The organism is Pseudomonas arcuscaelestis, assembly GCF_016881005.1.
GTDB lineage: Bacteria > Pseudomonadota > Gammaproteobacteria > Pseudomonadales > Pseudomonadaceae > Aquipseudomonas > Aquipseudomonas arcuscaelestis.
In genome coordinates, this window is record NZ_JACOPV010000028.1 from 1 (window position 1) to 21,708 (window position 21,708).

Below are 21,708 nucleotides of genomic sequence, written 5' to 3' on the forward strand. Positions count from 1 at the left end.
TGGTGCTGTGCTCGAACAGATCGCTGGCGTAGATCAACGCTGCCGTCAGCCCTTGGTCGCTATCCTGGGTTTCCAGGGTCAGGTCCAGTTGAGCCGTGCCGGCATCCCATTCCAGGGCCTCGACGCTAAGCCCCGACAAACTCATTGATTGCGCCTGGCGCACGCCATCCTGATGGTTGTGCATGGCTTGGAACAGAGGGTTATGGCTGAGACTGCGCGCGACACCCAAGGCCTCGACCAAGTGTTCGAAAGGCAGGTCCTGATGGGCCTGCGCATCACCTACCTGCTGGCCGATTCGTTGCAGCAAGGCAGCAAAGCTTTCATCACCGCGAAGCTGTGTCGCCAGTACCTGAGTATTGACGAACAGTCCGATCAGCCGTTCGGTCTCCAGGCGGTTGCGGTTGGCCACGGGCACACCGACGCGGATGTCATTCTGGCCGCTGTAGCGTTGCAGCAGCACCGTGAACGAGGCCAGCAACAACACGAACAGGCTGACCCCCTGCCCATGTGCCAACTGGCGCAAAGCACTGTCCAATGCACCCGGCACGGCAATGCACAGGCGGCCACCGCGATAGCTCATGGTTGGCGGACGCGGATGGTCGCTAGGCAGCTCCAGCACATCCTGGATCTCACCCAGCTGGCTTTTCCAGTAGCCCAGCTGGCGCTCGCCTTCGCCCGACTCCATCCACTGGCACTGCCACGCCGCAAAGTCGGCGTACTGAATGGGCAATGCTGGTGGCGTCGGCGCCAGACCTTGGGCGCACGCCGCGTAGCAGGCCATCAACTCTTCGACCATCAGGCTCATCGACCAGCCATCAGTGACGATGTGATGCAGCACCACAATCAGCAGGTGTTCATCATCAGCCAGACGCACCAGGCGCACGCGCAGCAATGGCCCGTTAAGCAAGTCGAATGGCTGCGCGGTCAGCTCGGCCACACAGGCACGCATCAATGCCTCGCGCTGCGCGCCTTCAGCGTGCAGCTGGGTTTGCTCGATAACCACCTGCGCTGCCGCCTCCACCTGCTGGCTGACTTGGCCGTTTGCTTCGACGAAGCGTGTTCGCAGGCAGGCATGCCGCTCGGCCAGGGTCGCAAAGCTCTGGCGCAGATGCTCGACATTCACCACGCCGCGCAACAGCAAGGCGCTGGGAATGTGATACGCACTGCTGTGCGGTTCCAGTTGCCAAAGAAACCACTGGCGCTGCTGAGCATAAGACAGCGGTGCCGGCTCGCCAGGGTGGCTGGGGACGATAGGCAACTTGGCGACATCGATACCCATCTCGTGAAGCTTGGCAAACATCTGCCGACGCTTGTCGGCAGACAACCCCTTGATACGTTCGACCAGTTGCTGGGTGCGACCTGTTGGCTCAAACATTTTCCGTCTCCAGTTCATCCAGCACGCCGAAGATCTGATCCAGTTCGTCCTCCTGTGCCTGCGTCGAAGCGGTCTGCTCCAGGAACGCGGCCAATTCGCCGAGGCTGCGTAGGCCGTGGAAGGCCCTGATCTTCAACTCCACACCGAGCTCGGCGCGAATGCGCGAAAGCAGCATGACCAATTGCAGCGAGTGCCCGCCGAGGGCAAAAAAGTCGTCGGTCAAGCCAACGCGCTCAAGGCTCAGGACGTCCTGCCAAATCAGCGCCAGACGCTGTTCAAGGTCGCTTTGCGGCGCCACATAATGCTGCTGCAAGAGACTGGTATCCGGCGCTGGCAGGGCTTTGCGATCCAGTTTGCCATTGGTGGTCAGCGGCAGTTCGGCCAGCAGTAACAGGTGCGCGGGCACCATGTACTCCGGCAGTGCGCTGCGCAACGCCGCCTTGAGCTGATCGCGCAATTGCGCCTGTACCTCGCAGGGTGCAGCGAGTAGCGTGGTGTCGCGAAGCACGAGGTAAGCCACTAGTTGCACAGCGTCGCCCTCCCCCCACGGCAGCACGGCCACACTGGCCACCGCCTCATCGGCCAGCAGACGCGCCTCGATCTCACCCAATTCGATACGGAAGCCGCGAATCTTCAATTGATGGTCGATGCGGCCGATGTACTCGATCACCCCGTCAGCCTGATAGCGAGCCAGGTCGCCGCTGCGATACAGACGTCCGCCATCGTTACCGAACGGGTCGGGCACAAAACGGCTTGCACTGAGGTCTCCGCGATTGAGATAGCCGCGCGCCAAACCGGCACGGCCGATGTACAACTCACCGACGCAGCCCTTGGGCACAGGATTCAGGTCGGCATCGAGCAGGTACCACGACAGGTCGGCGATCGGCTCGCCAATCGGGCTGCTGGCTTCCTGCTCCAGGTCAGCCAGCGTCAGCGGCCGGTAGGTCACGTGCACGGTGGTTTCGGTGATGCCGTACATGTTCACCAGTTGCGGCGCATTGTCGCCAAAGCGCTCGAACCAAGGGCGCAGGCTTTTCACGTCCAGCGCTTCGCCACCGAAGATCACCTTGCGCAACGCGTGCTGCGCAGGTTCGGCGCAGGCCACTTGCATCAAGGCCTTGAACGCCGACGGTGTCTGGTTGAGCACCGTCACCCCTTCGGCGCACAGCAGGCGGTAGAACTCACGCGGCGAACGGCTGACTTCGTGCGGCACCACCAGCAATCGACCACCGTGCAACAGCGCACCGAAAATCTCCCAGACCGAGAAGTCAAAGCCGTAGGAGTGGAACAGGCTCCAGACATCCTGCGGACCAAAATCAAACCAGTCGTCGGTGGCGGCAAACAGACGCATAACGTTGCGATGGGTCAGCAAGGTGCCCTTGGGCGTGCCGGTAGAGCCGGAGGTATAAATGACATAGGCGAGGTTGTCGGGGCTGACGCGGGTAAGCGGATCGTCATCGCGCAGCGCCTCGGCGTGATCCTCCAGCAACAACACCGGCACACCCGCAGGCACCGACATCCGTGGCTGCAAGCTGGTTTGGGTCAGCAACAGGGCAATGCCGCTGTCGGCGATCATGTAGGCCAGACGATCATCTGGATACGCCGGATCGAGCGGCACATAAGCCCCGCCAGCCTTGAGAATCGCCAGCAGCCCCACCAGCATGTCCAGGCTGCGCTCCACCGCCAGCCCGACCAGCACATCCGGGCCGACGCCATGGGCGATCAAGCGATGGGCCAAGGCATTGGCGCGGCCGTTGAGCTGGGCGTAGGTCAACTGCTGGGTGGCGCAGCTTACAGCCACCGCATCGGGTCGTTCACAGGCACGCTCGGCGATGATCGGGTGCAGACAGCGCTCCACCGGGAAGTCGACCAACGCTTTGTTCCACTGCTGGACAATGGCCTGGCGCTCATCGCCCACCCACATGGGCAGCTCGCCAATGCGTTGCTGCGGGTTCTGCACCATTGCCTGCAATATCACTTGCCAATGGCTGGCGAGACGGTCGATGGTCGACGCTTCGAACAAGTCACTGGCGTAAGTCAGTGCGGCGCGCAATTCGCCGGCCTGCTCGTAGGTGTCCAGGGTCAGCTCGAACAGCGTGGTACGCCCCTGCCATTGCACCGGTTCCAGTACCAACCCAGATGCCAGCGAATAATCACCGACATCCGCCACGTGTGGCTGATGGTTGTACATAACCTGGAAAAGCGCTGTGCGACTGGCGTCGCGCTCAAGCTTCAGGGCTTCGACCAGTTGCTCGAAGGGAAGGTCCTGATGCGCCTGGGCACCCAGCACCCGTGCTTTCACCTGGTCAAGCAAGTTGCCGACACTGAGCTGCCCGTCGACATGCGCACTCAACACCTGGGTATTCACAAAGCAGCCAATCAGCCCTTCCACTTCGGCACGGTTGCGGTTTGCGATGGGTGAGCCGATACGGATGGTCGGTTGACCGCTGTAACGATGCAACAGCACGTTGAAAGCAGTCAGCAGCAGCATGAACAGGGTGACGTTGTGCTGACGGGCAAAACTGCGTAATTGCTCGACCAACGTCTGATCAAGCGCAAACGCGTGACGTCGACCGCGATAGCTGGCCTGCGCCGGACGCGGATGATCGAGCGGCAGCTCCAGGGCTGGGTGATCGTCGCCCAATTGCTCGAGCCAGTAGTCCAATTGGCGCTGCTGCTCGCCCGCCTCCAGCCAGCGTCGCTGCCACAATGCGTAGTCACTGTACTGGATAGCCAGTGCGGGCAAGACCGGCACCTGCGGGTCCAGGTGCGCCGTGTACAAGCGAGTGAACTCTTCGATCAGCACGTTCATCGACCAGCCGTCAGCGACGATATGGTGCAAGGTCAGCAGCAACACATGCTCGGCGGCCTTGAGCTTGAGCAGGGCGATGCGCATCAACGGCCCTTGCGTCAGGTCGAAGGGCTGCGAGGCGCGCTGCTGAGTGAGTGCGACCACCTGCTGCTCGCGGGCAGCGTCGGCCAGAGCACTGAGGTCCAGATGCTCCACCTGCGGCCATTGCGCAATCGGCGCCAACACCAGTCGCTCATCGGACTGCTGAATGAACACGCTGCGCAAGGTTTCGTGACGCTCAACCAGGCTGGTAAAGGCCTGCTCCAGCGCACCAATGTCCAGCGCACCGCGCAAGCGCACCGCACCCGGCAGGTTGTAGGCGGCGCTGGCAGGCTCAAGTTGCCACAACAACCACATACGCTGTTGTGCATACGACAAGCCATCGCGTTCAGCCACCGGCACCTGGGCCGGAATGGGGAACTGGGCAAAGTCGACCCCCTCGCGCGCCAACCCCTGGAGAAAGATGCGGCGCTTTTCCAACGGCAACTCTATGAATCGGCGGGCAAGCTTGCGGGCAACTTCGGCGTTCATCGACTTCATCCATCCAGGGGAACAACGAGCCTGCAGGCCCGGTAGTCAAAGAAAAACGGATGAACGCGAATGAAAATTAACGACAATAGGTATATCGTTTAGCACAACCGAAACATTTACTTTCAACTGGGGCTGCGGGTTTTACGATTCTCGTTCGTCTTTACTAATGCAGTCCCCAGGCTGAGCATCGGCTCGACCTCAATTTCTCTGAAAAGACACCTGCAATGTCCCAAAAACAGAAAAAATCCAAGTCCAGACTGTGGTTTCTGGTGCACAGCTGGCTCGCCCTGCCGATCTGGTTTTTCGTCCTGATCGTATGCGTTACCGGCACCTTGGCAGTGGTCAGCCAGGAAATCGTCTGGCTGGCCAACCCGGATGTGCGCGCCAGCAAGCCGAGTGACGATGCCCAGCCCTTGAGCTTCCAGCAGGTGCTCGACGCGCTGCACAAGGCCGAGCCGGACATGGCAGTGCGCTTTCTCAGCCAACCGGACGGCTCGCACTTCGCCCTCAACGCCTCGGTCACCTACCCCGATGGTAGCGCCCCGACGTTGTACGTGAACCCCTACACCGGGGCCGTGCAGGGCAAGGTGCCAGACTTCAACTTCGAAGCCTTTACCCGCGCCCTGCATGGGTGGTGGTTGGTGCCCTTTACCAACGGCTACAGCTGGGGCTGGTACCTGGTGTCCTTGCTTGGCCTGCCGATGCTGGCCTCCTTGGTCACGGGCCTGGTTGTGTATAAACGCTTCTGGAAAGGCTTCTTCAAGCCCACCTTGCGCGTGAACCACGGAGCGCGCATTTTCTGGGGCGACTTCCATCGCCTGAGCGGCATCTGGTCGATCTGGTTCATTGCAGTGATCTCGATTACCGGCACCTGGTTTTTGATCCAGGCAATTCTGGCCGACAACCACGTCACCCTCTCCACCGAGCCCGTGGTACCGGTGATTGCCCGTGAGGATGTGCCTCGCACCGAAACCGGCGAACCCGCACCCCGCATCAGCCTTGATGACGCCACGCGAATCGCCAAGGAGCAGATCGCCGGCCTCGATGTGAGCTTTGTCACCTTGCCCGGCAACGCCTATTCCCACGTGTACCTGGGCGGTCGCGGCTGGTATCCGCTGATGTTCCAGACAGTCAACGTCAACCCCTACAACAGTAAGATCGAGGCGCAGTTTCTGCTCAGTGATCGCTCGGCCGTGGAATTTGTCACCGAGTCGATGCGCCCGTTGCACACCGGTGATTTCGGCGGTCTGGCCATCAAGCTGATCTGGGCGTTCTTTGGCCTGGTGCTGTCGATGATGGTGCTCAGCGGCCTGCTGATATGGACCAAACGTACCGCTCAAGCCACTGCCGCAGCCCTCAAGCGCAGCGAGCGCGCGCCACGCAAGGGCAGCAAAGCCAGCACCGACACCGCTACGGAGGCCAGCCTATGAGCAAGGCAGCAGTTGTGCCACAAAGCCCATTGCGCCGTTTTTGGCACAAATGGCGTTTTCATCTGAACATCTTGCTGTTGCTGATCCCCCTGGGATTCATGCCCAAGTACTTTGCCGATGCGGCGCTGTTTCGCGGCGACAGCGGCTTGGGTGAGCGGGACCTGGGTGAAATTCAGGTCGGCCCCTGGAGCATGCGCTTGGCCGAGCTGCGCGATGAAGCCCCCCTGGCCGACGGCCCCGCAGGCCATTTCAAAACCTTCAACGCCAGTGTGTGCAAGACCTGCATCGACAAGGTCAAGGCTGCCTACCTGCGAATCGGCAAGCCGCGCAGCTTGCGCGCCGCGGGCACTATCTTCTTCGGCCCACCCTATCGCATGGGCAATAGCCTGCCGATTTCGCCCAAGACCCGTCCGGACGCTGAAATCTGGATCACCCTCGAAGGCTGGGACGGCAGCATGCACCAGGCGTCCATCCCGCTGGCCAAGGCATCTCCGGCCACCGTTGCTTGGCTGACCAAACAAGGAGGCAAATGATGAAGTCCACCGCTTGCAGGCTGCTCCTGCCCCTGCTGTTGCTGGGCGTTGCCAGCCCCGCCCTGGCCCACAACCCGATGTGTGAATGCAAGCCGATCGACGGGGAGCAGATCGAATGCACCGGCGGCTTTTCCGATGGCAGCGGCGCCCCGGGGGTAACCCTCGATGTGATTGGCTACAACGAAGAAATCCTGGTGCCCGGCAAGCTTGGGGAAAACTCCAAGCTGACCTTCAAACGCCCTGAAGGCGAGTTTTACGTACTGTTCGACGCCGGCCCCGGTCACGTGGTGGAAATCGACTACGCAGATATCGAGCAATGAGCCGGGTCCAGGTAGTACGCCCGGCCGGCGCCGGGCACGAAACCTTGTATGTGCTGCTGGTAAGTCTGTTCATCCTGGCGGTGGCCGCAGGTATTGTCGCCCTGCGCGGCGAGCAGCATGACGAAGTCAGCATCGAAGCTCATCAACTCGATGCCCGGCGCGATTTGAACGCTGCTGAGCAAGGTGTGTACGCCGACCTGCGGGTCGCTTTCGATGAAATCCAGCTACGCCGCGAAGAAGAGCAGCATCTGGTTGCAATAGAGGTGCTGGCCGACGAAGGCTTCCCGCCGTTTACCCAGGATGCCAGCAGCGCCAGCCGTGGTGAGCATCAATGGCAACTACTCGGCGAACAGGCCTACCTGGGCTTGAGCCCGTCGCCGATGGTAGCCGGCAGCTTCCTGTTGCTGATACCTGCGACTCATGACGGCGCTGCCGATGTCTGGCTTCAGCGCAAGGCTGATGCCAGCGTCCCTCCTGATCTGAGCGCTGCGGCCCTGATTGCCGCCGGCTGGCAGCAGATCGCCGCCCAATACGACGCCGGCGTCACTCGCCAGCATCGCCACTGACACAAGGACGCCCCATGTTTCGCTCCGCCCTCGCTCGTCGTCTTTTCACGGTGTTCATCGCCTTGGCCCTGCCTACCCTGGCGCAGGCCGAGGTCAACGGCAAGCCGCTGCGTATCGGCATCACCCTGCACCCCTATTACAGCTACGTTGCCAACATCGTCGGTGACAAGGCCGAAGTGGTGCCACTGATTCCTGCGGGCTTCAATCCCCATGCTTACGAGCCACGCGCCGAAGACATCAAGCGCATCGGTAGCCTCGATGTGGTCGTCCTCAACGGCATCGGCCACGATGACTTTGCCGATCGCATGATTGCTGCCAGCGAAAAGCCGCAGATTACCGTGATCGAATCCAATACCAACGTGCCGCTGCTGGCTGCCACCGGTGTTGCCGCACGCGGTGCGGGCAAGGTAGTCAATCCGCATACCTTCCTGTCGATCAGCGCCAGCATTGCCCAGGTCAACAACATCGCCCGTGAACTGGGCAAGCTCGATCCGGACAACGCCAAGTACTACAGCCAGAACGCCCGCGCCTATGCCAAGCGTCTGCGCAAGCTGCGTGCCGATGCCCTGGCGCAAGTCACTGAAGCGCCGGGCGCCGAGTTCCGCGTCGCCACCATCCATGCGGCCTATGACTACCTGGTACGTGAATTCGGCCTGGAAGTCACCGCGGTGGTCGAGCCGGCGCACGGTATCGAACCGAGTCCGAGCCAACTGAAGAAGACCATTGACCAGCTCAGGGCCCTAGACGTGAAGGTTATTTTCTCGGAGATGGACTTCCCCTCCGCCTACGTCGAGACCATCCAGCGAGAGTCCGGGGTGAAGATCTACCCGTTGACGCACATCTCCTATGGCGACTACAGCAAGGAGAAGTACGAGGTCGAGATGAAGCGCAACCTCGATACCGTGGTCCGAGCGATCAAGGAGTCCAAGGCATGACTGTTGCCGAAACCGTCACCCGCCAACGCTGCGGGCCGGATATCGAGTTTGCCGGCATCGACCTGACCTTGGGCCGTACGCGGATTCTCGATCAGGTCAGCTTCAAGGTCGCGGCCGGTAGCGTGCATGCACTGGTGGGCCCTAATGGCGGCGGCAAGAGCTCGCTGGTCAAGACGTTACTCGGACAGATGCCGCACCAGGGCCAACTGACGTTGACCTGGCCGGGTGATACCCAAGTGATTGGCTATGTTCCTCAGGCCCTGGAATTCGACCGCGGCTTGCCGATGACTGTCGACGATTTCATGGCTGCGATGTGCCAGCGGCGCCCGGCCTTTCTTGGCTTATCGCGCAGGGTGGGACCGGCGATCGATGCGGCGCTTGAGCGCGTTGGCATGCGGGACAAACGCAAGCGGCGCATGGGTGCCCTGTCGGGTGGCGAGCGCCAGCGCATCTTGCTGGCCCAGGGCCTGATACCGGCGCCGCAACTGCTGGTACTGGATGAGCCCATGTCTGCGCTGGACGAAGCCGGGATCCAGGTGTTTGAACGCTTGCTGCTGGACTGGCGCGCCGCCGGCACGACCGTGCTGTGGATCGAGCATGACCTGCAAGCGGTGGCGCGCCTGGCCGACAAGGTCACCGGCCTGAGCCGCCGCGTGCTGTTCGATGAACCGCCCAAGCAGGCGCTGACCCCCGATCGCCTGCTCAGCCTGTTCTCCATCCACCCGCGCAGCGAGAGCACCGTCTGATGAACTACGAAGAATTTCGTCTGCTGATCCAGGGCTGGGCCAGCTCTGGCTATCTGCCTGAAGCCCTGGCCTACGGCTTCGTGGTCAACGCCCTGCTCGCCGGTCTGATGATCGGCCCGGTATTGGGCGGGCTCGGCACCCTGGTGGTGGTCAAGCGTTTCGCCTTCTTCTCGGAAGCTGTCGGCCACGCCGCACTTACCGGGGTGGCAATCGGCATTCTGCTCGGTGAACCCTATACCGGCCCCTATGGCAGCTTGTTCGGCTACTGCCTGCTGTTCGGCATCCTGCTCAACTTTTTGCGTAACCGTACCGGGCTTTCACCCGATACCTTGATCGGCGTATTTCTCTCGGTCTCCCTGGCGCTGGGCGCCAGCCTACTGCTGATGCTGGCCGGTAAAATCAACGTGCACATCCTTGAAAACGTCCTGTTCGGCTCGGTACTCACCGTCAACGGTCAGGACTTGCTGGTGCTGGGTATCGTCGGCACCCTGGTGTTGGCGCTGGCCCTGCCGCTGTACAACCGCATCATGCTGGCCAGCTTCAACCCGCAGTTGGCGGCAGTACGCGGTGTGGCAGTAAAGAGCCTGGATTACCTGTTCGTGATTTTGGTTACCCTGGTCACCGTAGCGGCGGTCAAAGTCATCGGCGCTATTCTGGTCGGTGCCCTGCTGGTGATTCCGGCTGCGGCAGCGCGCCTGATCAGCCAATCGCTGAAGGGGTTCTTCTGGGCCTCGGTCGTGATCGCGACCTTGAGCACCCTGGTCGGCATCCTGCTGCCGATCGTCTTTGACCTGCCGGTGCCTTCGGGCGCGGCGATCATTCTCGTCGCTGGCTGCTGCTTCGCCCTCGCCGCCCTCGCCCGCGGCCTTGTTCCACGCCTGCAAGGAAACCCGGCATGACCTTCGACCTCAAGCATCTGTGCCTGGCCCTGGCCCTGGCTGGCCTGCCCGTACTCAGCCAGGCCGCACCCCTCCCGGCTGCAGCGCAGCAACAGGCCGCCGTCAGCGTCCTTGCCTCGCTGCCTGTCACCCATACCCTGGCCAGCGCTTTGCTCGAAGGCACCACGGTCAAGCTGCAGCGCGCTGCGCCTGCAAACATTCCGGCATCGCGCCAACCGTCCTACTTCAGCGGCCGTGGCGGCGCCAGCCTGCAGAAAGCGGCCGGCCAAGCCGATGCCGTTGTCGCCCTGCGCTCGATCTGGAGTGACGACCCTCTCTATCCAATCGCCCGGCGCAGCAACATCCGCATTATTGAAATAGATGCTGCACGCCCGGTTGACGGTGCCCTGCCGGGCATCGCGGTGCAAGGCAACGATGCCTTCAGCGCTTACCCGTGGCTGAACCCGACCAACCTGGGCCGCATGGCCGATGTGCTGGCCCATGACCTTGGCCGCCTGAGCCCGAATGATCAAACCAAGATCCAGGCCAACCTGGCGAGCTTCAAACGTCAGTTGCTGGAACTTAGCGCTGGCAGCGAATCGCGCCTGGCCGATGCTGACAACCTCAGCGTGATCAACCTCTCGGACCGTCTGGACTACTTGATCAGCGGCTTGAACCTGGACCTGATCGACCATCCACACGTGGTGGATGACCAATGGAGCGCGGCGGCGCTGAAAAAGCTGGGCGATGAGCTCAAGGAACAGGATGTGGCCCTGGTACTGCACCACAAACAACCGAGCAAGGAAGTAGCCGACGTGATCAGCGCCTCCGGTGCCAAGTTGCTCGTGATCGATACCGACCCGCAAGACACCCTGGTAGGGCTCAAGGCAAGTGTCGAGCAAGTCGTAAACGCATTGGCGCCAAGCAATACCTAACCGCTTTCGCGGGGCAAGCCCACGTCTACCGAGGTGAATCGTTATCAGCGTTTCATACAACGCTGATAACGTTCATCTACCCGGTTGGCGAACCAGGCGGTCGTCAATTTACGGGTAATTTTCGGACTCTTCAGCTCGATTCCCGGCAGTTGCGCTCGTGGCAACGGCTTGCCTGCCTTGCCTTGCGCCAGCGCATACACACCGCTATACAAGCGGGTTTCTTCGAAGTCCAGGCTGTCACCCTTTTCCAGCTGCGCACGAATACTCGGATTACGCAGGCCTAGCTGCTCGCCTACCCGGCGCGCAGCTTTCTCGGTAGTGCCCGGCAGAATCGCGCCAGGCGCGATCAGGTCACCGTCCAGGGCCAGATTCACCCCACTGGCACGGCTCAGGGCATTCTGGAACGCCGCATTGCGACTCGCATACCAGCCGGCATTGAAGTCGGCAAAACGGTAAAGCTGACGTTCGTAATGGCTGGGATAGCCCAACAGATGGGCAATACCGAAGTACATGCCGCCACGCCGGCTGAACACCTCCTGGCGAATCGTTGCGTTGTGACTGTAGGGATAGTCACGAGCGTTGCGCTCGGCAAAGGCAATGCTGACCTGCATCGGCCCACCTGTGCGCACCGGGTTCAAATCGCCCAGCAAGGTTCGGCCCAGGGGCACACTGCCAATAAGGTCGTCAAAAATCGCGCTCAGCTGCTTCTCACTGCGCACGGCATTGAGTCGCTCACTGTAGGTCTTGCCGTTGGGTGAGCGCGTTTGCAGTGCAGCATTGACCAACATGTGCGGGATATGCAGGCTGGCGGCGCGGCGGTCTATTTCCTGGCGAGCAATACGGCCCAGACCCGGCACCTGCGGGTCGGCCTGAAACGTCGACTCCTGCTCAGTCACTGCCAGTACGGCGCAAAGATTAGAGCGACTGGCGCTGATTTTCTGCGTGGCGAAGGCGGTCTGGATATCCCTGGCCCAACCTTCACGGTCTTTGGTGGCGGCGGGCAGCAAACGCAGAATCTGCGCCCGCACCTTGGCCGGATCCGACTCGGATTCTTCGCGCTGGGTAACGCAGCCCTGCACCGTCAACAACGCGGTAACAGCAAAAACCAGACTTCTAACGTGCATGCACTGCCCTCGCCTCTTGCGGCAACAGCAGCACAGTAACGAGGGCGGCGCCTGACTGCAATGCGGGTTCAGGGCTGTTCGCCGACCATGTAGGTTTTACTGATATGTCGGAACTGTGGATGCGCAGAGCTTTCCATCAACTCGAACACGACCATCTCACGCGTGACGATCTGCGCCCCGGCATCGCGCATGCGGGCAATACCGGCAGCCTTGCTGGCACTGCTACGGCTGTCACAGGCATCTTCGACCACGAACACTTGCTTGCCCATGGCTCTCAGCCCGAGCACGGTTTGCAGCACGCAGATATGGGTTTCCATGCCGCAGACAATGACCTGTTCGCGCGCGAGCAACGATGCCGGCAAGCATTCAGCCGCCACACAGGAGAAATGCAGTTTCTCGACCACTTGGGCATCGGGCGATGCCTCTTTGAGCACCGCGACGGTTGCGCCGAGGCCCTTGGGATACTGCTCGGAGATCACCGTGGGCAACCCAAGCTCAGCTGTCGCCGCCATCAGCCAGCGCGTGCGGGCCAGGGTACCGGCCGGATCGCTGACCGCACCTATGAGTTTTTCCTGCACATCGATCACCAGCAAGCTGGCCTGATTCGCCTTGATCAACATTCCTTGCACCTGCGTCATGGTTAAGCCACAAGGCTCGCCCAGACGCAGGCATTACGTCAATGCAGCGCTCGCTAATGCAGGACTAGGCCGATAGCCGATGCGGCGCCAGCGCGGCACTGAGCACGCCCAGCACCCGCTCTTCATGTTCATGAATGAAGAAGTGGCCACCCGGGAAGGTTTCCAGGGAGAAGTCCCCCAGTGTTTCTCGACGCCAGGCCAGCAATTGCTCCTCACTGGCGCGATCATCTTCCCCGCCCAGCACATACAGCGGGCAATGCAGCGGTGGGCGCTGGCGGTAGGCATAGCGTCCACACAGGAGAAAATCGCCACGCAGCACCGGCAAAGTCAGGCTCATCAATTCCTGATTGGCCAGTACCTCCTCGGGCGTGCCCTTTAGCTTGCGCAGCTCAGCGATCAGCTCATCATCGGTTTTCGCTTCGCGCCAATTGCCGCCGTCGTAGTCTTCGCGCCGGGTCGGCGCCGCCGTGCCACAGGCAAACAACGCCACCGGCGCTCGGCAGCCCAAAGCCTGCAGCTCATGCGCCAGCTCAAATGCCAGCAAGGCGCCAAGGCTGTGGCCAAGCAAGGCGTAGGGCTGACTGGCAACCAGGCGCTGTTCATCGGCCAACTGGCGAGCCAACGCCTGCATGTCAGTCTGCACCGGCTCGCCCATGCGCGCACCGCGCCCCGGCAGCTCCACCGGACGCAGACTCAGCCAGGCTGGCAGCTTGCGCCGCCAGCGGCTGTATACCATGGCACTGGCACCCGAATACGGCAGGCACAGCAAGTTCAGTGAGGACACCCGTTACTGCGCCGCAGCCGCTTCGGCCATTTTCTGGCGCAGGCTCAAAGGACGCATATCAGTCCAGACCTCATCGATGTAGGCCAGGCATTCTTTCTTCAAACCACTCTTGCCGACAGTGCGCCAGCCCGTCGGTACTGCTTTGTAATCAGGCCAGATCGAGTACTGCTCTTCATGGTTGACCACTACCTGGAACACGATGTCTTCGCGGTCGAATACAGATGTCATTGCCTGTCTCCTGAATTGAATGGGCCCGCCGCGCAGCTGGCGAACGGTGGCTACCAAGAGAACGAATGAAGCAGGCAGGAAATTAGTAGCGCCTTGGCAACCACCTGCTGCGCGCGCGGGGGTAACATGGTGCGCGAGTGCAGGACTGGATAAATACGCTGTAAAGCGCCATCCTCCCGCCCTTTTTCAAGCTCACCTCGCCAAGGAATCGTTCAATGCAAATCCATCCCCTTACCGCCAGCGAGGTCGAGTTCATCGACGACACCCTGCTCAAGTACGGCGACGACCACTCAGTGCTCAACATGTCCGAACTCGACGGGTTCTGCACCGCACTGGTTTCCGGCCCTGCACAAGTCGATATTGGCGATTGGTTCCCAGCCATCTGGGGCGGCCAGCCCCCTCAGTGGGAAACGCCTGAAGAGTGCCGACAGTTCATCGACCTGTGCGTGCGTCACCTCAATACCCTGGCCAACCGCTTAAGCAATGACTCGCAAGCATTCAAGGCGCGCTTCGACCAGACCGAACACAGCGGCCAACCTTTGACCCTGGCGGAAGAGTGGTGCTTTGGCTACGTGCGCTGCGTAGCCGTCAGCAACTGGCCGCAATTGCCGCAAGGCCTGGCAACCCAATTGCAGAAAATTAGCGACTGCGCCGAGCAGGACAACTATGAATTGCCGGTCGATCTGGATGTTGTTCTGCACCGTCAGCGCGTAGCGGCAATCGAACCGGCAGCGCGGACCTTGCATGACTACTGGGTAAGTCAACGCTGATTGCACTACAGTTTTGAGGGGCCGGGCGTTGCCGGCTCCTGCTTAAAAGCTGGACACCGATAGTGGCCAATTAGTAGCATCACCGCCCTCTGCAACGTTTTGTCCTACAAGAATAACCAGCCAGGGAGGCTAAATGAGCAGCATCGTCCACCGCCCGATCCACCTCGCGCCGCGCCCCAGCCTCACCTGGAGCGAAACCTGGCAAGGCCCGGACAACGGCCTGATCCGTTGCTGGGAAATCGGCCGCGAGCGCGCCCTCAAACATCCCGACATGGCGCAAAAATGCCTGGCCGGTGAACTGCCGGTACTGGGATGGAAAGGCGGCGTCGAACGAACCCTGAAAAAGCGGGAAAAATTCGGCTCCCTCAAATACCTGGCCCAATGGCAAGGCCTGCGCGGCGAAGACCTGCAAATCGACACCAGCGTCGAACTGACCCTCAATTGCAGTCGCACCGGCATGGTCGTCACCTTCACCCCAGACCAAAGCAAATACTACAACCCGCAGATTGAAGGTGAGGATTGAAGGCAGGCATGTTGATCCCACTGCGGTATTACGTTGGCTACCGGCATGACACCTAACAAGGCCTGCCCCCTCATACTCTGTAGTTCTGCGCGACCCAGCATTCTGCTCTTTCATCACCCACTCGCAGGTGTGCAGTTGGTCAAAGGGACAATAGAGAACGGTGAAACAATCGCCCAGGCCGCGCTGCGCGAGTTGAAAGAAGAATCCGGAATCGTCTCGGCCAAGGTTGTCAGCGACCTGGGCTGCTGGGATGCCGAGCACCAAGGTCAGATATGGTCATTTCAACGGTGTGAAACGCAAGAAACGTTGCCGTCGCTATGGACCCACGACACCCTTGATGATCATGGCCATACGTTCAGCTTTTTCTGGGCGCCACTGGACAACTTGCCGTTTGCTGATTGTCATCCGGTTTTTCAACGTGCGTTGTTGCACCTGAAGCGCATCTTGCCCGAGTCAGCCAGTACACCATCGGCTCTGGATTGACTTGCCCGTTGACCGCCAGCCGTTAGCCCGTGGCAGACCTGCGTTTTTTAATGCGGTACATGTCGTCATCCGCATAGCTGAGCAGCGTATCGGCATCTTGACCATCGGCGGGGTAGCAGGCCACGCCGATGCTGCAGGACGGCATTTGCAGCGCGCCGAACTCAGCACCCAAGGGTTCGGCCAAGACCAAAAGAATCTGTTCGACCTTCTCGGTAACAGCATGTGGCGAGTGGATGTCAGTCAGCAACACGGTAAACTCATCACCGCCCATCCGCGCCACGGTGTCGGTTTCACGCACGCAGCCTTCCAGGCGCCGTGCGATCACGCTCAGTACCCGATCACCCATCGCATGCCCGTAGGCATCGTTTATACCCTTGAAATCATTCAGATCAAGAAACAGCAAGGCCAAGGTGCTCTCGTGGCGAAAAGCCGTGCGCAGGGCCGCTTGCAGGCGATCGTTGAACAATGAGCGATTGGTCAGTTTGGTCAACGGGTCGTGATGGGCAAGGAAATGCAGTTCCTCTTCAGCTTGCCGCAAGGCCGAGACATCGCGCGCGACACCGATCCGCGCGCCGACTTCCTCCGACCAGGAGGCCGCCCAAAGAATGTGCACCACACCGCCATCCTTGCGTACATACCGGTTGCGAAAGTCGACGTGGGATTGGCCGTTCATCACCCGAACAATCGAGGCCCGGGTGATCGCCAGATCATCAGGGTGCATGTAGTCGGTGATCAAGGTGCCGACCAGTTCATCGGCACGGTACCCCAGCAGCGCCATACAGGCGTCGCTGACAAAGACAATCTGGTTGTCCCTGTCGACCACGAAAACCGTGTCCAGCATCAAGTGGATCAGTTTGGGGTACAGCGCTTGGAGGTCAACGGCCATAGGTCAGGAAATCCAGTTCACATTCCCTGATCATAGCCCGATCCCTATTGCCGTTGCATTTACTCGTCGACGACCGACGTGCAATCCCTGGCGCGGCGCCGCCACTGCCTTTTAGCGCCTCGGCCACATGCCTGTCGGCATGGAATGATCATCATCGCCCGTGCCTCGACGTTGTCGACACTGCCCGCCGCCCGCTCCACCTACAGTTGATCAAAGACGGATTGTCTCGAAGACCTCTCAGGACTTCAGCTCTGCATCTTGTCCTTGCATTAATCGACTCCTGTTCCGTAGCGCTCACGCGCAATGCAGTAAGCCAGCACGACAGGCCAATGTTGCGCGACGCCTTGTCCATGTCCCATGCTTTGCAACTCTCTAGGCAAGTCTCGACGCTGGGCGGTGAATGTGGACAGGTTTCAGGAGATGAAAGTACTGCTGGCCGTTGCCGAGGCGCAAAGCTTTGCCGGTGGCGCCAAGCTGATGGGCATGTCGCCGCCCAGCGTGACCCGGGTGATTGCCGGCCTGGAAAAACGCCTGGGAACGCTGCTGTTGGCACGCAGTACCCGCAGCCTGCGCCTCACCGAAGCAGGCAAGCGTTACGTGGAGGACTGCAAGCGCATTCTGCTCGACCTGGATGAGGCCGAAGAGTTGGCCACCGGCAGCAGCATTCGCGCGCGAGGCAACCTGACCGTGACGGCGCCGGTGATGTTCGGCGAGCTTTACATGATCGCGCTGATTACCGAGTACTTGTCAGCTCACCCGCAGGTAGCCATCAATGCCTTGTTGGTCGATCGCCTGGTGAACATGGTCGACGAAGGCGTAGACGTGGCCATCCGAATCGGGCAATTGGCCGATACCGGCCTGCAGGCGATCAAGGTTGGACAAATACGTCCAGTCATTTGCGCCGCCCCGGCCTTTCTAGAGCGTTTTGGTCGACCACAGCATCCCAGGGAGGTAATGGCGGCGCCCATCGTGATGTCCTCCGCCAGCAACCTGCTGACCGGCTGGCAGTTCAATCTGGACGCCAGCACCCTCACCTTGCACCCCAAGCCGCGGCTGCTGGTGAGTTCCAACCAAGCAGCAATCAACGCCGCCCGCCTGGGCTGGGGGCTTACCCGCGTGCTGTCGTATCAGGTAGCCGAACAGGTCGCCAAGGGCGATCTGGAGATCATACTCGGTGCCTACGAGGCGGCGGCTTTACCTGTGCACGTGCTCTATCAAGGCTCAGGACGGGTACCTGCAAAAGTACGCACTTTTGTCGACTTTTGCGCCGAGCGCCTACGCCAAGACCCGGCACTGCAGCGGGTCGGGATGGCCTAGCACATGAGCCGCTATCGGCAGATGCAGGTCTTTGAGGCTGTCGCCCGGGCGGGAAGCCTGGCTGCAGCAGCGCGGCAACTGGATCTTTCGACCGCAACCATCGTGCGTACCATCGGCGCGCTGGAAGCGCGCTTGAACAACACCCTGTTCGTGCGCGGGCCGCGCGGCGTCAGCCTGAGCCCGGCGGGCGAACAATTTTCCGCCAGCTGTCGGCAGATCCTTGAACAGATTATCGCTGCCGAACATTCTGCGGCCGGCATCCACGCACGCCCAAGCGGAAGATTGACCCTATCGCTGCCGATGCTGATGGATCAGCAGATCTTGATGCCCATCGCGGTTGAATACCTGACGACCTATACCGATGTGCAACTGGTTACTCGCGCCAGCGAGGAAGCACCAAAGCTGCTTGAAGACGGCATTGATATCGCCCTGGTGGTTGGCAACCTGCCGAACTCATCGGGTTTCGCCATGCCCGTTGGCCAGGTGCGACCGATTGTCTGCGGCTCGCCCAGCTACTTGGCAACGTGGGGCCGACCGCAAACACCCGAGGACCTCAAGACACACCGCAGTGTGTTGACCACAGCCTGCGGCCAGCAAAACGAGTGGCGCTTTCGCGGCGACAGCACCACGCGCCTGATCAAACCTCCTCCCGCGCTTACCTGCACCACCCAGCGAGCGGCCATCCATGCCGCCACCCTGGGCCAGGGCCTGATCCTGTGCATGAGCTATGAGGCGCACCATGAACTGCAGAGCGGTCTACTCGTACCGGTACTGGGCAGCTTCGCCAACCACAGCTTGCCTGTGCAGTTAATCTACCGCGATGGGCGCCGCGCCGAGGCTCGAGTACGCACCTTCATCGACTTTGCGACGCCAAGGCTGCGCGCGCATCCCGCCCTGATCGGCTAGATCGGCGCGCCCTCGGATTCTTTTGCAAAACGAAATTATGCATTGCCCTGCATGGTGATTCTGCACAACCGCAAGCAGGTGCAGGATAGCCCAACCAGCGCAAGCGCCGCTCCCAGGCGTGGCGCTGCACTGACTTTTCCTGATCCGCTTCGGAGCCATCCCATGTCACAGCCAGCCATCAAGCTCTACCACCACCCGCTTTCGGGCCACGCCCATCGCGTCGAACTCATGCTTTCGTTGTTGCAACTGCCCATCGAGCGGGTGTTTGTCGACCTGGCCAACGGCGAGCACAAGCAAGCAGCCTTCCTGGCAATCAATGCCTTTGGCCAGATACCGGTCATCGATGACAACGGCACCCTTCTGAGCGACTCCAATGCCATCCTCGTCTACCTGGCGAAAAAGTATGGCGATGGTGCATGGCTGAGTGATGAGCCACTTGCTGCGGCGCGTGTTCAGCGCTGGCTCTCGGTAGCGGCCGGCCAAGTAGCCTACGGTCCTGCAGCAGCGCGCCTGATTACCGTGTTTGCTGCCCCGTTGAACGCCGAAGAGGTGATTGCCCGCGCCCACACTCTGCTCAAGGTGATGGACAAAGAGCTTGCCACAACCGCATTTCTGGCCGGTGCTACAGCGACCATCGCTGATGTGGCCAACTATTCGTACATCGCCCACGCCCCGGAAGGCAACGTGTCGCTCGAGCCCTACGCCAATGTCCGTGCCTGGCTACAAAGGGTCGAGGCGCTGCCCGGTTTCGTGCCCATGCAGCGGACTGTCATAGGCCTGCAGACTCACTAAGTCGGCAACACGCTGCCGTCTTACCTGGCAGCTCTCTAGAGGAGCGCGTTTCATGGATCATCTTCCAAAGCACCGTCGCTCTCCTTGGCATGCCGGGGAGAAAGCGCTCCAGGAAATCTACGGCGTCTGCGAGCGCATGGAAGTGCTCGGGCAGAAAGTCATCCGCAACTACATGCCCGACCAGCATCGACAGTTTTACCAACAACTGCCCTTTATGATTGTCGGCGCGGTCGATACCCAGCAACGACCGTGGGCCACCCTGCTCGAGGGCACGGAAGGCTTCGTTACCTCTCCCGACCCACAGCAGTTGCTTGTGGCCGTACAGCCAGACGACCAGGACCCTGCAACTGCAGGCCTGCAACCGGGCCAAGCCGTCGGCTTGCTCGGTATCGAGTTGCACACGCGTCGGCGCAACCGCATCAACGGCGTAATCGAGCAGGTGACTGCGAACGGCTTGGCGATTGCGGTCGAGCACGCTTATGGCAACTGCCCAAAGTACATACAAGCCAGGTCGTATCAACGGTCACGGGTGCAGGTTGCAAGCCCGGCACAGCGCCAGGACTTCACCACCTTGAATGCCGAAACCCGCGAGCTTATTCGTAGCGCAGACACGTTCTTTATCGCCAGCTATTTTGACCATGACTCACACAGTCGCTCGGTTGACGTATCGCACCGCGGCGGCCGCACAGGTTTTGTCAAAGTTGAAGGCAACCGGCTGACCATTCCCGACTACGCCGGAAATCTATTCTTCAATACACTGGGCAACCTGCAGGCCAACCCGGTCGCCGGGCTGCTGTTCATCGATTTCAGCAGTGGCGACATGCTGCAACTGACCGGTCGCACGGGGCTGATTCTGGAAAGCCCAGTGATTCAGGCATTCGAAGGCGCCGAGCGTTTGTGGACCTTCGACGTCGAGCAGGTGGTGCTGCGTCCGGCTGCCGTGTCACTGCGCTGGGCGTTCAACGACTTTGCGCCAACCAGCCTGGCCACCGGCACCTGGGCTGAAGCAGACGCGCATCTGCAGCAGATCGAACAGCGGCGCCAATGGCATCAGTGGCAAGTGCTCAAGGTGCAACAAGAGAGCAAGGACATTCGCTCCTTCGTTCTCCGGCCACTGGACGACGCTACGATAACCTTCACTCCCGGACAACACCTCCCGGTGCGCATCCAGACTAATCCTGATCAAGCAGCGTTGATCAGGACCTACAGCATCTCCAGCGCCCCCTGCGACGGGCACATCCGCATCAGCGTCAAGGCACAGGGGCCGGCTTCGCATCATCTGCACAACCATGTGCAGGTTGGTGATCGGGTCGATGTTCGCCCGCCGCTGGGCAGCTTCACCCTGGCCGAAGAGAGCGCACGACCTGTGGTGCTGATCGGCGCCGGCGTTGGCATCACGCCCCTGCTGTCGATGTTCAAGGCGTTGGCCACGGAGAATATCCAGCACCAACGGCAACGCGATATCCATCTATTCCAAAGCGCCAGAACACTTGCAGACCTGCCATTTCAGGCAGAGCTCTGGCAATTGCAGCAACGCGACACCGAGCGACTGCACATCCACCGTGTACTGAGCAGCCCAAGTGCTGAAACCGTTTTGGGCCGCGACTACGACATCCCTGGCCGACTCGATTTTGCCCAGGTAAAAGCGCGACTGCCGTTGGATGACTATGATTTTTACCTGTGCGGCCCCAGCAGTTTCCTGCAGAACATGTACGACGGCCTGCGCGGGTTGAACATCAACGACGAGCGCATCCATGCCGAAGCGTTCGGGCCCTCGACCTTGCAGCGCTCAGCATCCGAGCAACCTGCCCCGCCCCCACAACTGCCCGCGGCCAGTGCGCCTGTACCGGTTTACTTCTCTGCCTCCAAAACAGAGGTGCGATGGACACCAGGCGCCGGCAGCCTGCTGGAGCTGGCCGAAAGTCGCGGTTTGAACCCCGACTACAGTTGCCGTGGCGGTTCGTGTGGAACCTGCAAGACGCGCCTTGTCAGCGGCAACGTCCACTATCCGAATCCACCGGCACAACTGCCGGCAAACGATACCGTGCTGATTTGCTGCGCCATACCGGCGCAACCGCAAGAAGGCAGTGTCCAGCCCTTGGTCCTCGAGCTTTAGTGAATTAACTATTAGTACCCAGCGATGCTGCGCTACTGAAC

The 21,708-nt window shown here is 60.8% G+C and carries 22 protein-coding genes; 15 read left to right on the forward strand and 7 right to left on the reverse strand.

What is annotated here, in order from left to right:
• Together H8F21_RS28295 and H8F21_RS28300 are read right to left on the reverse strand one after the other, a co-directional pair.
• On the reverse strand, window positions 1–1,375 hold a 1,375-nt coding region (locus tag H8F21_RS28295), incomplete at its 3' end, for a condensation domain-containing protein (protein WP_236043260.1).
• Window positions 1,368–4,757, reverse strand: coding sequence for a non-ribosomal peptide synthetase (locus H8F21_RS28300; RefSeq protein ID WP_203585749.1), 3,390 nt, complete (start codon window positions 4,755–4,757; stop codon window positions 1,368–1,370). The genes H8F21_RS28300 and H8F21_RS28295, both read right to left, overlap by 8 nt.
• A 224-nt stretch (window positions 4,758–4,981) precedes the next feature.
• On the opposite strand from H8F21_RS28300, the gene H8F21_RS28305 reads away from it, so the two are divergent.
• Genes H8F21_RS28305 through H8F21_RS28340 form a run of 8 tightly spaced genes read left to right on the forward strand, consistent with a single transcriptional unit; the run spans window position 4,982 to window position 11,100 of the window.
• Entirely contained in the window at window positions 4,982–6,187 is a 1,206-nt protein-coding gene (locus H8F21_RS28305) for a PepSY-associated TM helix domain-containing protein (RefSeq protein WP_203476475.1), read from the forward strand.
• Window positions 6,184–6,720, forward strand: coding sequence for a thiamine pyrophosphate-binding protein (locus H8F21_RS28310; RefSeq protein ID WP_203585750.1), 537 nt, complete (start codon window positions 6,184–6,186; stop codon window positions 6,718–6,720). The genes H8F21_RS28305 and H8F21_RS28310 overlap by 4 nt, the downstream gene beginning before the upstream one ends.
• A complete protein-coding gene (locus H8F21_RS28315) occupies window positions 6,717–7,040 on the forward strand; it encodes a hypothetical protein (RefSeq protein ID WP_136475469.1) in 324 nt (107 codons plus the stop codon). Before H8F21_RS28310 ends, H8F21_RS28315 begins: the two co-directional genes overlap by 4 nt.
• Window positions 7,037–7,606, forward strand: coding sequence for a DUF6162 family protein (locus tag H8F21_RS28320; protein WP_203476477.1), 570 nt, complete (start codon window positions 7,037–7,039; stop codon window positions 7,604–7,606). Before H8F21_RS28315 ends, H8F21_RS28320 begins: the two co-directional genes overlap by 4 nt.
• Window positions 7,607–7,620: 14 nt before the next feature.
• Window positions 7,621–8,541, forward strand: coding sequence for a metal ABC transporter substrate-binding protein (locus tag H8F21_RS28325; RefSeq protein ID WP_203543672.1), 921 nt, complete (start codon window positions 7,621–7,623; stop codon window positions 8,539–8,541).
• Complete coding sequence (locus H8F21_RS28330; protein ID WP_203476485.1) at window positions 8,538–9,287, forward strand: metal ABC transporter ATP-binding protein; 750 nt, start codon at window positions 8,538–8,540, stop codon at window positions 9,285–9,287. The genes H8F21_RS28325 and H8F21_RS28330 overlap by 4 nt, the downstream gene beginning before the upstream one ends.
• Window positions 9,287–10,186: a metal ABC transporter permease gene (locus H8F21_RS28335; RefSeq protein ID WP_136475465.1), complete on the forward strand. Its 900-nt coding sequence runs from the start codon at window positions 9,287–9,289 to the stop codon at window positions 10,184–10,186. Before H8F21_RS28330 ends, H8F21_RS28335 begins: the two co-directional genes overlap by 1 nt.
• The gene (locus tag H8F21_RS28340; RefSeq protein WP_203476490.1) at window positions 10,183–11,100 is read left to right on the forward strand and encodes a metal ABC transporter solute-binding protein, Zn/Mn family; all 918 of its coding nucleotides are present in this window, start codon (window positions 10,183–10,185) and stop codon (window positions 11,098–11,100) included. Before H8F21_RS28335 ends, H8F21_RS28340 begins: the two co-directional genes overlap by 4 nt.
• Window positions 11,101–11,144: 44 nt before the next feature.
• On the opposite strand, the gene H8F21_RS28345 is transcribed toward H8F21_RS28340, so the two are convergent.
• The 4 genes from H8F21_RS28345 to H8F21_RS28360 form a co-directional block, all read right to left on the reverse strand.
• Entirely contained in the window at window positions 11,145–12,224 is a 1,080-nt protein-coding gene (locus tag H8F21_RS28345; RefSeq protein ID WP_203585751.1) for a DUF1615 domain-containing protein, read from the reverse strand.
• A 68-nt stretch (window positions 12,225–12,292) separates the two neighbouring features.
• A complete protein-coding gene (locus H8F21_RS28350) occupies window positions 12,293–12,844 on the reverse strand; it encodes a hydrolase (protein WP_203476494.1) in 552 nt (183 codons plus the stop codon).
• A gap of 82 nt (window positions 12,845–12,926) precedes the next feature.
• Window positions 12,927–13,646, reverse strand: coding sequence for a thioesterase II family protein (locus tag H8F21_RS28355; RefSeq protein ID WP_203476495.1), 720 nt, complete (start codon window positions 13,644–13,646; stop codon window positions 12,927–12,929).
• Between the two features lie 3 nt (window positions 13,647–13,649).
• Complete coding sequence (locus H8F21_RS28360; RefSeq protein ID WP_136475460.1) at window positions 13,650–13,874, reverse strand: MbtH family protein; 225 nt, start codon at window positions 13,872–13,874, stop codon at window positions 13,650–13,652.
• 215 nt (window positions 13,875–14,089) lie between these two features.
• Here H8F21_RS28360 and H8F21_RS28365 point away from each other — a divergent pair, with 215 nt between their 5' ends.
• The 3 genes from H8F21_RS28365 to H8F21_RS28375 all read left to right on the forward strand — a co-directional run bounded on the left by H8F21_RS28365 (window position 14,090) and on the right by H8F21_RS28375 (window position 15,650).
• Entirely contained in the window at window positions 14,090–14,644 is a 555-nt protein-coding gene (locus tag H8F21_RS28365) for a UPF0149 family protein (protein WP_203585752.1), read from the forward strand.
• 133 nt (window positions 14,645–14,777) lie between these two features.
• The gene (locus H8F21_RS28370) at window positions 14,778–15,167 is read left to right on the forward strand and encodes a hypothetical protein (RefSeq protein WP_203585753.1); all 390 of its coding nucleotides are present in this window, start codon (window positions 14,778–14,780) and stop codon (window positions 15,165–15,167) included.
• Window positions 15,168–15,212: 45 nt separating this feature from the next.
• Window positions 15,213–15,650, forward strand: coding sequence for an NUDIX hydrolase (locus H8F21_RS28375; RefSeq protein WP_203476927.1), 438 nt, complete (start codon window positions 15,213–15,215; stop codon window positions 15,648–15,650).
• Between the two features lie 22 nt (window positions 15,651–15,672).
• On the opposite strand, the gene H8F21_RS28380 is transcribed toward H8F21_RS28375, so the two are convergent.
• Window positions 15,673–16,536 (reverse strand): sensor domain-containing diguanylate cyclase, encoded by an 864-nt coding sequence (locus H8F21_RS28380; RefSeq protein ID WP_203585754.1) that lies wholly within the window; start codon window positions 16,534–16,536, stop codon window positions 15,673–15,675.
• 420 nt (window positions 16,537–16,956) lie between these two features.
• Between H8F21_RS28380 and H8F21_RS28385 the strand changes: the two genes are divergently transcribed.
• The 4 genes from H8F21_RS28385 (at window position 16,957) to H8F21_RS28400 (ending at window position 21,667) form a co-directional block, all read left to right on the forward strand.
• Window positions 16,957–17,853, forward strand: a complete 897-nt coding sequence (locus H8F21_RS28385; protein ID WP_203585755.1) for a LysR family transcriptional regulator — start codon at window positions 16,957–16,959, stop codon at window positions 17,851–17,853.
• A gap of 3 nt (window positions 17,854–17,856) precedes the next feature.
• Window positions 17,857–18,759 carry a LysR family transcriptional regulator gene (locus tag H8F21_RS28390; protein ID WP_203585756.1) on the forward strand — a complete coding sequence of 301 codons (903 nt, stop codon included), beginning with the start codon at window positions 17,857–17,859 and terminating at the stop codon, window positions 18,757–18,759.
• Between the two features lie 162 nt (window positions 18,760–18,921).
• Window positions 18,922–19,551: a glutathione S-transferase family protein gene (locus H8F21_RS28395; RefSeq protein WP_203476508.1), complete on the forward strand. Its 630-nt coding sequence runs from the start codon at window positions 18,922–18,924 to the stop codon at window positions 19,549–19,551.
• A gap of 52 nt (window positions 19,552–19,603) precedes the next feature.
• Window positions 19,604–21,667, forward strand: a complete 2,064-nt coding sequence (locus tag H8F21_RS28400; protein ID WP_203585757.1) for a pyridoxamine 5'-phosphate oxidase family protein — start codon at window positions 19,604–19,606, stop codon at window positions 21,665–21,667.
• The last annotated feature ends 41 nt before the right edge of the window (window positions 21,668–21,708 follow it).

Coding starts and splice junctions, on each gene's coding strand:
- H8F21_RS28390 (WP_203585756.1), top strand. CDS start 17,857: ATGAGCCGCTATCGGCAGATGCAGGTCTTTGAGGCTGTCGCCCGGGCG.
- H8F21_RS28345 (WP_203585751.1), bottom strand. CDS start 12,224: ATGCACGTTAGAAGTCTGGTTTTTGCTGTTACCGCGTTGTTGACGGTG.
- H8F21_RS28300 (WP_203585749.1), bottom strand. CDS start 4,757: ATGAACGCCGAAGTTGCCCGCAAGCTTGCCCGCCGATTCATAGAGTTG.
- H8F21_RS28380 (WP_203585754.1), bottom strand. CDS start 16,536: ATGGCCGTTGACCTCCAAGCGCTGTACCCCAAACTGATCCACTTGATG.
- H8F21_RS28340 (WP_203476490.1), top strand. CDS start 10,183: ATGACCTTCGACCTCAAGCATCTGTGCCTGGCCCTGGCCCTGGCTGGC.
- H8F21_RS28330 (WP_203476485.1), top strand. CDS start 8,538: ATGACTGTTGCCGAAACCGTCACCCGCCAACGCTGCGGGCCGGATATC.
- H8F21_RS28315 (WP_136475469.1), top strand. CDS start 6,717: ATGATGAAGTCCACCGCTTGCAGGCTGCTCCTGCCCCTGCTGTTGCTG.
- H8F21_RS28305 (WP_203476475.1), top strand. CDS start 4,982: ATGTCCCAAAAACAGAAAAAATCCAAGTCCAGACTGTGGTTTCTGGTG.
- H8F21_RS28395 (WP_203476508.1), top strand. CDS start 18,922: ATGTCACAGCCAGCCATCAAGCTCTACCACCACCCGCTTTCGGGCCAC.
- H8F21_RS28310 (WP_203585750.1), top strand. CDS start 6,184: ATGAGCAAGGCAGCAGTTGTGCCACAAAGCCCATTGCGCCGTTTTTGG.
- H8F21_RS28375 (WP_203476927.1), top strand. CDS start 15,213: ATGACACCTAACAAGGCCTGCCCCCTCATACTCTGTAGTTCTGCGCGA.
- H8F21_RS28385 (WP_203585755.1), top strand. CDS start 16,957: ATGAAAGTACTGCTGGCCGTTGCCGAGGCGCAAAGCTTTGCCGGTGGC.
- H8F21_RS28400 (WP_203585757.1), top strand. CDS start 19,604: ATGGATCATCTTCCAAAGCACCGTCGCTCTCCTTGGCATGCCGGGGAG.
- H8F21_RS28320 (WP_203476477.1), top strand. CDS start 7,037: ATGAGCCGGGTCCAGGTAGTACGCCCGGCCGGCGCCGGGCACGAAACC.
- H8F21_RS28360 (WP_136475460.1), bottom strand. CDS start 13,874: ATGACATCTGTATTCGACCGCGAAGACATCGTGTTCCAGGTAGTGGTC.
- H8F21_RS28325 (WP_203543672.1), top strand. CDS start 7,621: ATGTTTCGCTCCGCCCTCGCTCGTCGTCTTTTCACGGTGTTCATCGCC.
- H8F21_RS28365 (WP_203585752.1), top strand. CDS start 14,090: ATGCAAATCCATCCCCTTACCGCCAGCGAGGTCGAGTTCATCGACGAC.
- H8F21_RS28335 (WP_136475465.1), top strand. CDS start 9,287: ATGAACTACGAAGAATTTCGTCTGCTGATCCAGGGCTGGGCCAGCTCT.
- H8F21_RS28370 (WP_203585753.1), top strand. CDS start 14,778: ATGAGCAGCATCGTCCACCGCCCGATCCACCTCGCGCCGCGCCCCAGC.
- H8F21_RS28350 (WP_203476494.1), bottom strand. CDS start 12,844: ATGTTGATCAAGGCGAATCAGGCCAGCTTGCTGGTGATCGATGTGCAG.